Origin of the sequence: Microcoleus sp. B9-D4 (genome assembly GCF_036705105.1) — a bacterium.
Lineage (GTDB): Bacteria > Cyanobacteriota > Cyanobacteriia > Cyanobacteriales > Microcoleaceae > Microcoleus.
Genome location: NZ_JAUBTS010000078.1, coordinates 18,707 through 27,661, shown reverse-complemented (window position 1 = coordinate 27,661; position 8,955 = coordinate 18,707). Strand labels below are relative to the sequence as shown.

Annotated in this window: 13 protein-coding genes and 1 pseudogene; 7 read left to right on the top strand and 7 right to left on the bottom strand. The window is 44.7% G+C overall.

The window, feature by feature from the left end:
* The 3 genes and pseudogenes from QUB24_RS29545 to QUB24_RS29535 form a co-directional block, all read left to right on the top strand.
* A pseudogene (locus QUB24_RS29545) lies at nucleotides 1-274 on the top strand (hypothetical protein); the annotation flags it as partial.
* A gap of 98 nt (nucleotides 275-372) precedes the next feature.
* Complete coding sequence (locus QUB24_RS29540; RefSeq protein ID WP_333157152.1) at nucleotides 373-666, top strand: ACP S-malonyltransferase; 294 nt, start codon at nucleotides 373-375, stop codon at nucleotides 664-666.
* A gap of 151 nt (nucleotides 667-817) precedes the next feature.
* The gene (locus QUB24_RS29535) at nucleotides 818-1,036 is read left to right on the top strand and encodes a type II toxin-antitoxin system HicB family antitoxin (protein ID WP_333157151.1); all 219 of its coding nucleotides are present in this window, start codon (nucleotides 818-820) and stop codon (nucleotides 1,034-1,036) included.
* 60 nt (nucleotides 1,037-1,096) lie between these two features.
* Here QUB24_RS29535 and QUB24_RS29530 read toward each other — a convergent pair whose 3' ends face one another.
* Nucleotides 1,097-2,347 (bottom strand): UvrD-helicase domain-containing protein, encoded by a 1,251-nt coding sequence (locus tag QUB24_RS29530; protein WP_333157150.1) that lies wholly within the window; start codon nucleotides 2,345-2,347, stop codon nucleotides 1,097-1,099.
* 227 nt (nucleotides 2,348-2,574) lie between these two features.
* Between QUB24_RS29530 and QUB24_RS29525 the strand changes: the two genes are divergently transcribed.
* From QUB24_RS29525 to QUB24_RS29515, 3 genes are all read left to right on the top strand, one after another.
* Nucleotides 2,575-3,384 carry a pentapeptide repeat-containing protein gene (locus QUB24_RS29525; protein ID WP_333157149.1) on the top strand — a complete coding sequence of 270 codons (810 nt, stop codon included), beginning with the start codon at nucleotides 2,575-2,577 and terminating at the stop codon, nucleotides 3,382-3,384.
* Nucleotides 3,385-3,522: 138 nt separating this feature from the next.
* Nucleotides 3,523-3,942, top strand: a complete 420-nt coding sequence (locus QUB24_RS29520; protein ID WP_333157148.1) for a XisH family protein — start codon at nucleotides 3,523-3,525, stop codon at nucleotides 3,940-3,942.
* Entirely contained in the window at nucleotides 3,930-4,274 is a 345-nt protein-coding gene (locus tag QUB24_RS29515) for a XisI protein (RefSeq protein ID WP_333157147.1), read from the top strand. The genes QUB24_RS29520 and QUB24_RS29515 overlap by 13 nt, the downstream gene beginning before the upstream one ends.
* A gap of 404 nt (nucleotides 4,275-4,678) precedes the next feature.
* Here QUB24_RS29515 and QUB24_RS29510 read toward each other — a convergent pair whose 3' ends face one another.
* Nucleotides 4,679-4,969 (bottom strand): helix-turn-helix transcriptional regulator, encoded by a 291-nt coding sequence (locus QUB24_RS29510; RefSeq protein WP_333157146.1) that lies wholly within the window; start codon nucleotides 4,967-4,969, stop codon nucleotides 4,679-4,681.
* A 108-nt stretch (nucleotides 4,970-5,077) separates the two neighbouring features.
* Complete coding sequence (locus QUB24_RS29505) at nucleotides 5,078-5,443, bottom strand: helix-turn-helix domain-containing protein (protein ID WP_333157145.1); 366 nt, start codon at nucleotides 5,441-5,443, stop codon at nucleotides 5,078-5,080.
* Between the two features lie 138 nt (nucleotides 5,444-5,581).
* Between QUB24_RS29505 and QUB24_RS29500 the strand changes: the two genes are divergently transcribed.
* Nucleotides 5,582-6,019 carry a hypothetical protein gene (locus QUB24_RS29500; RefSeq protein WP_333157143.1) on the top strand — a complete coding sequence of 146 codons (438 nt, stop codon included), beginning with the start codon at nucleotides 5,582-5,584 and terminating at the stop codon, nucleotides 6,017-6,019.
* A gap of 24 nt (nucleotides 6,020-6,043) precedes the next feature.
* Here QUB24_RS29500 and prfA read toward each other — a convergent pair whose 3' ends face one another.
* The 4 genes from prfA to rplM form a co-directional block, all read right to left on the bottom strand.
* Nucleotides 6,044-7,138, bottom strand: a complete 1,095-nt coding sequence (prfA, locus tag QUB24_RS29495; RefSeq protein WP_333157142.1) for a peptide chain release factor 1 — start codon at nucleotides 7,136-7,138, stop codon at nucleotides 6,044-6,046.
* Nucleotides 7,139-7,462: 324 nt separating this feature from the next.
* The gene (rpmE, locus tag QUB24_RS29490) at nucleotides 7,463-7,771 is read right to left on the bottom strand and encodes a 50S ribosomal protein L31 (RefSeq protein ID WP_242719730.1); all 309 of its coding nucleotides are present in this window, start codon (nucleotides 7,769-7,771) and stop codon (nucleotides 7,463-7,465) included.
* 228 nt (nucleotides 7,772-7,999) lie between these two features.
* Nucleotides 8,000-8,413, bottom strand: a complete 414-nt coding sequence (gene rpsI, locus QUB24_RS29485) for a 30S ribosomal protein S9 (RefSeq protein ID WP_194067224.1) — start codon at nucleotides 8,411-8,413, stop codon at nucleotides 8,000-8,002.
* Complete coding sequence (gene rplM, locus QUB24_RS29480) at nucleotides 8,413-8,868, bottom strand: 50S ribosomal protein L13 (protein WP_015178725.1); 456 nt, start codon at nucleotides 8,866-8,868, stop codon at nucleotides 8,413-8,415. The genes rpsI and rplM overlap by 1 nt, the downstream gene beginning before the upstream one ends.
* Nucleotides 8,869-8,955 lie beyond the last annotated feature (87 nt).

Genomic DNA, 8,955 nt, shown 5'->3' with positions numbered 1-8,955 from the left:
GCTGCCTATCTTTTTTTACCACAAGTTGCCTCAATCCTTACTAGCTATGGGTTTGGGGTGGGTTGTCACCCCCCCAGATATTGAAACAAATCGTACTGAAGTAGAGGCAGAGTATCAAATAGTTTTGCAACAGGCAGAAGAAATCCGGCAGTATTGGGAAGATCGCAATCGCGATCGACTCGCTCAGATTGCAGGAATGCCGCCAAAGCCCGATCGACAGGCAGCTTGGGCAAAACTTCAGGCACGAAAAGCTAGACTTGCTGTATCAAGCTGATGATTTTTATAATTGACCATAATATTGAGGGGCAATATCTCATGCTTTTTGGCAGCATAACTGCCGGAGGTTGAGTTGATTTACTATCGATTCGCTTCGTGATTTTTGAAGAAGTTCAGTTACCAATTAATAGTAGCGATCGAATTGTTTGGCGATTTGCTCAAGACAACCAGATGATTCTGCTGACAGCAAATCGCAGTATGAAAGGAACAGATTCGTTAGAGCAAGTTATTCGTGAAGAAAGTTCACCAACTTCGCTACCTGTTGTTACCCTCGGAAACATCGATCGAGTGGCTGAGCGTGACTATCGGGAGCAATGTGTCGATCGCTTGATTGAGCTTGTACTTTACATCGAAAACTATATAAGAGTTGGTCGGATTTTCATTCCTTAACACTGTCGGCTTTAAGGGATGATTGAGCGATCGCGCTTTTTCTTATTTGTTAAGGGCGATGCAAAGATGGAGATGATGTGCCACTCTACCTAGAAAAGCAGTTAGCACAGTTATTAACTGAAATGAATGAGTTAAGGGAGGGCGAGGGTTTATGAGTCGATATAGTATGATTGTTCAATGGTCTGATGAAGATCGGCTTTTCCTAGTCACGATTCCAGAGTTTGCTGATCGCGTGGTGATGCCTTGCACTCACGGCAAAACTCGTGAGGAAGCGATTCATAACGGCGAAGAAGTGATAGAAATGTATTTGGAAGCTTGGGAAGCAGAAGGTGAATCTATCCCTGAACCTAGTACGCTTCAAAGTGCTTGATTGGTATTGTAAAACTCTTTTTGTGTGGTATGCGATTGCCTTCAAATCTACATCGTCACACTAAGCAACCTGAGCATTCACCATTGAGTCACTCTCCAAAACATCCGGTGCTGTCAAAATGTTTTGAAGTTGCTGCACAACTTGAGTTTCATTTTGGTATAACATAACTAGGTGATCTTTTGCTCTTGTTATTGCTGTATAAAGTCCTGCTTTTTCTTGAAAATCTTTATCAGCATCGGGCAAATTTTCCACTTGGTCAACGCCAGCAATAATAACGGCATCAAACTCAACTCCTTTCAGCGCGTTCCAAGAATCTACAATTACAAAAGGTCGGTTTACAACGTTATAAGTTCGCTCTTGAGGACGTATGGGAGCGCGATGGGGAACATCCAATTTCCGCAGGCATTCGCTAATTTCTGATTTAAAGGATCTTGGCTCTTGTGGATGCAATAAAACTCCGATTGAAGATTCTGGATGACTGCTCAATGCCAGTTTAACCTGTTTAGCTATATTGTCTGGAGACCTATCACTTTTTACAAGCATTGGCTTAATAGATGAACTGCGAGAAGACTTTTTGAGTGGTTCGACAATATGACCGATTTTACCACCAGCTTCTGAGCGTTTAGCTATCTTCATATTAGCACTAGCTAAATAAGGATATATAAACTGCCAAGCTAATTCTATAATTTCGGGCGCGTTTCTATAGTTTAAATCAAATATTTGCGAACGACCCGTGACTTCAAATCCAAGATTCTTCCAAGTCCATTTTTCCTTTGTTCGATGTTGCTGACCTTCGTACACTGACTGAGTATTGTCATAGACAAAAAAGATAGAGTTTGTATCGGGATTTACGGCATATAACATGGCCTTAAACCATTCATCATAAAAATCTTGAGCTTCATCAATTAAAATGGCTTGATAGCGCTCTTTGGCGTTATTTTTAACTAAATCAATAATTTCCCCTCGCATCTCAGGGTTTTCATCCCACTCATAAGTGTACCCTATGCGATAAGCCCAACTATGAAAAGTTCGACACTCTACGTTTGAACTCCAGCCTTTTTGTTTGATTATTGAATCAATCCATTGATTCATAAAGCGATTGTAACACAATACCAAAATATCCTTATAACCCTCATCAATTAGTTTTTCAAGACGATTTAGCAATACTAATGACTTACCAGAACCTGCAACGCCTCGAACTAAAGCATGACCTTTAAGCGAGAAATTTTTGGCTTTATTCTGTTGTTCGTCTAAATCTTGGCTATTTGATCGCTGATTTAAAGATTGCTCGAAGTTAACCCACTGTTCCACGATGGTTCTCCTTATATTCTTTTTGTTGAGTGCTCTTTATTCAAATTAGCTTACTAACTCTGGATAAACTTTGCAGCGACAAAAAGTGATAAAAAGTGATAAAAAGTAGTAACATCTCCTCTACTGTGCTAAAATCTATCCACAGCAATGTGTGTACATGGGCAAAGTATCATAAACCATGCCAGCACAACCTCCACTCCGACACTACATTTAACAGGATTTAACCCATGACAGTCGATGAAGCTCTCGCCATTGTCGAAACAGTCCTAGATGATGACGAACAGTTAAACGACGTGCAAGAGCTAATCTTCAAACAGTGCTGGGAAGGCAGACAGTCTTATGAGGAAATTGCTAAACTTTCTAAATATGATGATGAATATATTAAAGCGGCTGGCTATAAACTCTGGAAGTTACTCTCAGACGCTTTTGACGAAAAAGTAAAAAAAAGTAATATTAAAGCAGTTATAAAACGATACTTGCGGCGACATCAAGTGACTTTACATCGAACTCAAGTTATTGGAGTTAATCTCAGCGGTGCTAACTTAAGCGGCTCCAGAGTATTATTCGCAAACTTAAGTGAATCAGATTCATCTGCAGATTTACACGGTGCAATTATAACTGATAATAAGACGGCATCAGATGAAATTATCAAGGCTGAAGACGCAAATAACCAGGGAATTTTGTCGAGCATAGAAGAACGGATTTATCACTGGAATGATTTGCGCTTTCACAGCCAAGAACAAGTAAAAATAGCCGAAGCGCTCGATCGCACAAACACCCTCTTTTTCCCCAACTCCAAAGCCCGCCTCACAACACCCGCAGGCCGACAAAACCAAGAACCAGATTTCCTCATATTCCACCAAGGCAAATGGGGAATTCTGGAAATATGGCATCCCGATACACAAAAAGATGAAACGCGCGATCGCCTGTTTGCATCTCACGGTATCAGCATCATCCACTACTGCGACGCTAACAGATGCACAGAAGAACCCGATCGCATTGTCCGAGAATTTTTAGACATATTGAGTCAGGGATAGGGCGATCGCATTTAGTTAATTGGTTGAACGAACGCCAGCCTTAATTGCTAAAACATAGCCTCCTATCATTGTATCGATCGGCGATCGGGCTGCACGATTCAATGGTAAAATACAAATAGTAAAGCGTTCTCAGTGGCTATGCCTGCCAAAGATCGATTTCATGAAGCCGTAAAAGTCGCCCTCCAAAAAGATGGCTGGACAATTACCGATGATCCACTTATAATCCCGATCGAGCGCATCAGCAACCTCTACATTGACTTTGGAGCAGAAAAGTTACTCGTTGCCGAGCGCAAGGGTCAAAAAATCGCTGTTGAGGTCAAAAGCTTTCTTGGAGCCTCTACACTTTCGGAATTTCATACGGCCTTGGGTCAGTGTCTTAACTATCGCTACGCACTCGAAGATACCGAGCCCGATCGAACACTTTATCTCGCCGTTCCTGTCAGCATTTATGACAACTTTTTTGTTGTTCCCTTCATTCAATCTGTGATTCAAAGGAGTCAAACCCGTCTAATCGTATACGATCCTACCACGGAGGAAATCAGACAATGGCTAACCTAGATAGTTATCGCAATGCCGTGCAGCAAGCCTTACTCAACTATGCTCAGATGCGTTCTGGAACTTCTAGCAATTCAGAGTTAGAACTCCAAATTCTGTTCGATTCACAGCGCGACCATTACCAATTAGCCTATGTCGGCTGGCACAAAAGTAAGCGTGTCTATGGCCCAATTTTACACCTCGATATTAAAGATGAAAAAATCTGGCTCCAACTCAACACAACGGAAGATGATATCACCCTGGATTTGATGAAGTTAGGTATTGCTAAAGATGATATTGTTCTGGGGTTCCATTCACCATATATGCGCCAGTTCACAGAATTTGCCGTAGGTTAATGCCATTCTGTTGGATCGATTTCTTTTCGACTGTTTGCATCTCACGGTATCAGCATCATCCACTATTGCGACGCTCACAGATGCACAGAAGAACCCGATCGCATTGTCCAAGAGTTTTTAGACATATTGAGTCAGGGATAGGGCGAGTGGTTTTTTCATAAGGGCGATCGCATAGAGGCCCAGAAACCGGGTTTTTTACGAAAAGACTGGTTGTCACCGACAGATTAGGTAAAAACCCGGTTTCTTTGTCGGAGTGCGTAAGTGCATAAGGGCGATCGAACTCCCTAACAAAGTAGATTTTGCCTTGACAAATAACTCGATTTGTGATAATCACCAGAGGTGGAAATTTTTAAGGGCGATCGGGATCTACTTCTGCAAAACGGGCGATCGCGATCGAGCCTAACTCATTCCCCAGCAGCCTCAGCCGACGCAGCGAATCTCTCCGCTACAGCTTTGCCAATTAGCGCCACCTGACTCAGAGGCAAAAACTGAATTTTTTTGACAATATCGTTAATTTCTGGGGCTTGCGAGACTGGATTGCCATCCAAAAAGCTGAGAAACTCTTCCAGAGTATAGCCGGCTCTCGCTGCGAGCTTACCCAAGTTTTCAGTATCAGGAACTGTATCGCCCCTTTCCCAAAGCTGAACAGCGGTAGCGGAAACGCCCAAAAGCTTGCCAAACGCTCGCTGACTCATTGTTCCGCGAGCAGTTTTGATGATTTCGCTAAGTTTTTGTCTATTTTGGATGTTCACGACTTAAAAGCTCTGCGATCGTACATAGCAGTCTACTTGCCAACTGATACATCAACTATATTTCCCAGACGACTCAGCCGCCGCCGCGAGTCTATCCATCACAGCTCTACCAATCACTGCCAACTCACTAATTGGTATAGATTGAATTTTTTTAAGCAGATCGTTAGTATCTACGGGTTCCTGCATCGGCTTGCCTTCAAGATGAGCCATGAGCTCTTCCATCGTAAAGCCTGCTCTTGTCGCAATCTGAGTCAAATTTTTCGTATCTGGAAGTACCTGCCCCTTTTCCCAATACAAGACAGAAGCAGCAGAAACTCCCAACAGCTTGCCAAAAGCAGTCAGACTCATCGAGCCCCGCGCTAATTTAACAACCTCACTCAGTTTTTTCTTAGCTTCTGCGTCCACGATATCAGCCACGAGATAACCACAATTCCTAGTTTACTTGTGTACCAACAAATTTACCTGTCTTGCTTGACAGGAGAAGATTTAGCAGATATTATTTTAATTACATTGAAAATTTTAATTTTCATTAAAGTTTCTTGAGGAGAAATAGCAATGACCAAGAGACGCACTCAAAAAACTCACAAGCCCAGCCACACACGCCAGAGCCTTACAGCCTCGGGTTGGCTAAAACCCCTCTGCTGGCAAATCTCCAAAAAAGAAGTCGCCGAAGCCCTGAGAATGCCCGTCAACCGCATCGTCAAAGTATACCCCAAACAACATCAAGTAATAGTCGTTTACCTGAACAAGAAAGGACAAAAATGCAGTTCTTTTTTCAGCTACAGACTATTTGCCAGATGGCAACAAGAGGCGATCGCAGCAATTGCCAGTTGTCGAAACCAGCAAATCCTAGCACCCCTAGAAGTCATTGTACAATACGACCTCGAACATTTCAAATATCCAGTGGCGATCGCCGATGCAATTTGGGAAGCCCTACTCAACCAGATCTCCCGCGTAACAAGGGAACTGAGGCTGAGCAAACAATGCGCCTAGCCCCCCTAGCCCCCTATCACTCCATCAATTAGTAGAAGCAGCCAACTCAGCCAAACGTTCCTGCTGATCCTGAGAAATGCAAGTTTGAATAATCCCCTCAATATCCCCTTCCAAAACACTATTGAGCGAGAAATTTTCCCCCAAACGGTGGTCGGTAGCCCGATTGTCCTTATAGTTGTAAGTGCGAATCTTCTCCGATCGCGAACCAGTACCAACCTGAGCCAAACGCCGCGACTTCACCTCATCCTGCTGCTCCCGCAACTTCATCTCATAGAGCTTAGCCCGCAAAATCTGCATCGCCCGCTCCTTATTCTGCAACTGACTGCGCTCCTCAGTACAGAAAATCCGAATTCCCGTCGGCTTGTGAAACAAATCCGCAGCAGTTTCCACCTTGTTCACGTTTTGACCGCCAGCACCGCCCGATCGAGCCGTACTCATCTCAATATCCTTCGGATCGATGTGAATCTCCACATCATCCACCTCCGGCATCACAGCCACCGTCGCCGTCGAAGTATGCACCCGGCCGCCAGCCTCAGTCACCGGCACTCGCTGCACCCGGTGTACTCCAGCCTCAAACTTCAGCTTGCTGTAAACGCTGTCGCCTGTAATTTCCAGAATCACCTCTTTAAAGCCGCCCATTTCCGCCAGCGACTCGCTCACCAACTTCACCTGCCAGCCTTGAGTTTGAGCGTAGCGCGAATACAGCCGCAGCAAATCTCCCGCCCAAATACTAGCCTCATCACCGCCAGTACCGGCCCTAATTTCCAGCATAATATTCTTGTCATCGTTCGGGTCGCGGGGGAGCAGCAAAACCTTCAAACGACTTTCCAAACTCTCCAGCTTCGCCTCAAGTTCCTGAACTTCCAGCGCAGCCATTTCTTGCATATCTCGATCGCCCGCGGCTTCCTTGAGAACCTGTCGCGCGCCCACCAAATCTTCCTGAGTGGTTTTCCACAGAGCAAAAGTATCGACCACTTCCTCCAAGGACGATCGAGCTTTTGCTACCCGTTGAAACTCTTGATTGTCCCTAGCCACATCCGGGTCAGCCATGCGGCGAGTCAACTCATTAAAAGTTTGCTCTACCGACTTCAATTTATCCAGCAAATAAGATTCAGCCATTGTCAGTTGTCCTTTGTCAATCGATTTTAGATTTTAGATTTTAGATTTTAGATTTTAGATTTGAAGAACAGTGGGGATAGAATCTCGATCGAACTCAACTCGATCGAACTCAACTGCCTGCTTAGCAAGTCTTCAATCTAAACTCTCCAATCCGAGGGCGGATCGATTTTAGATTTTAGAACTCAAGAGCAGTTAGGATAGAATGTCGATCGAGATCAACTGCCTGCATAGCGAAGTCTTCAATCTAAAATCTAAAATCCGAGGGCGGTAAGTTGCCAGTAGAAAGAACTACTCTCAACAAACTGCGGACAAATGACAATCCGGCTACTTCTTCTTTTTGCCTTTACCCGCAGCCTTAGAAGCATCTGCTTTCGGATCTTCCATTTTCAGCGGTCCAGAGGAAGCATCTGCCTTCGGCATTTCTACCTCGGTCATGCCGTATTTCCGCATAAAGCGCTCCACACGACCTTCAGTATCAATAATCTTCTGAGTGCCAGTATAGAAAGGATGATTTCCCGACCAGACATCAACTTGAAGCTTTGGTCTAGTTGATCCCACCGTCATCACAAGTTCCCCGTTGCAATAAACCTGAGATTCGGGATACCACTCAGGGTGAATGCCATCTTTTGCCATTGTTTTTTACTCTCTAATTTTTGACTTTACAACCATTTTAGCTGTCCTAGGACTTGCGTACCAACAACAGCAGCAATTTGGCCTAATATCTTGTGGAACCAGCAATCAGAAATAGAGTTGAAAAAAAGGAAGATAGAATCTGGATAATTTTGCCTTCTTCCCTCTTCCTTCTTCCTTCTATCCGTTACATCCGTTACATCCGTTACACAATCCGGTGCCGAACCTGGATTACCGCTTCGAGTATTGAGGAGCTTTGCGAGCTTTCCGCAAACCGTACTTTTTCCGTTCTTTGGCCCGCGGGTCGCGAGTCAAATAGCCCTCAGTCTTCAGAGGCTTGCGGTTGTCCGGGTCTAATTGACAAAGTGCTCTAGCGACACCCAAGCGAATCGAGTCAGCCTGACCCGTCAAGCCACCGCCTTCGACTTTTACCAAAATGTCGTACTCATTTTCCAGACCCAAAGTTTCCAGAGGGGCCTTAGCGAGAGCCAAATAAGTAGGGTTGAATTGCAGGTACAAATCCCCCTCTTTACCATTGACAGTCAGTATGCCAGTGCCGGGAACCAAGCGCACCCGCGCTACGGAACACTTGCGGCGGCCGGTACCCCAGTACACAGCGCGACCGGATGTATCTGTTGCTTGCATTACTCATTTCCTCCCGGAATCGTGTGAACAATTAATTCTTCTGGTTTTTGAGCTTGGTGCGGGTGGTTGGGGCCAGCGTACACCTTCAGTTTAGTAAACAGTTGTCTGCCCAGAGAAGTGTGAGGCAGCATTCCTCGTATAGCTTCTTCGACAATTCTTTCGGGCAAACGTGCTTGCAATTTGGCAAAAGTTTCTGTTTTCATGCCGCCCGGTCTTCCAGAATGGCGACGGTAGATTTTCTGGGTGCGTTTTTTGCCAGTAACAGCGATTTTGTCCGCATTGATGACAATTACGAAGTCGCCGGTATCCATAGAAGGAGTGTAAGTCGGTTTGTGTTTCCCCCGGAGGTACATGGCAACTTCTGTTGCCAGACGGCCCAGCCGCTGGTCAGCGGCATCGACCACGTACCACTTGTGCTCTAGGGAGTCTTGAGTAGGGACGTAAGTTTTGTTCATTGTTTGTTGTTAGTTGTCTATTAACTGTTAACTGTTGTTAGTTGTCAGTTGTCAGTTGTCAGTTGTCAGTTTTTAATTGTTAGTTGT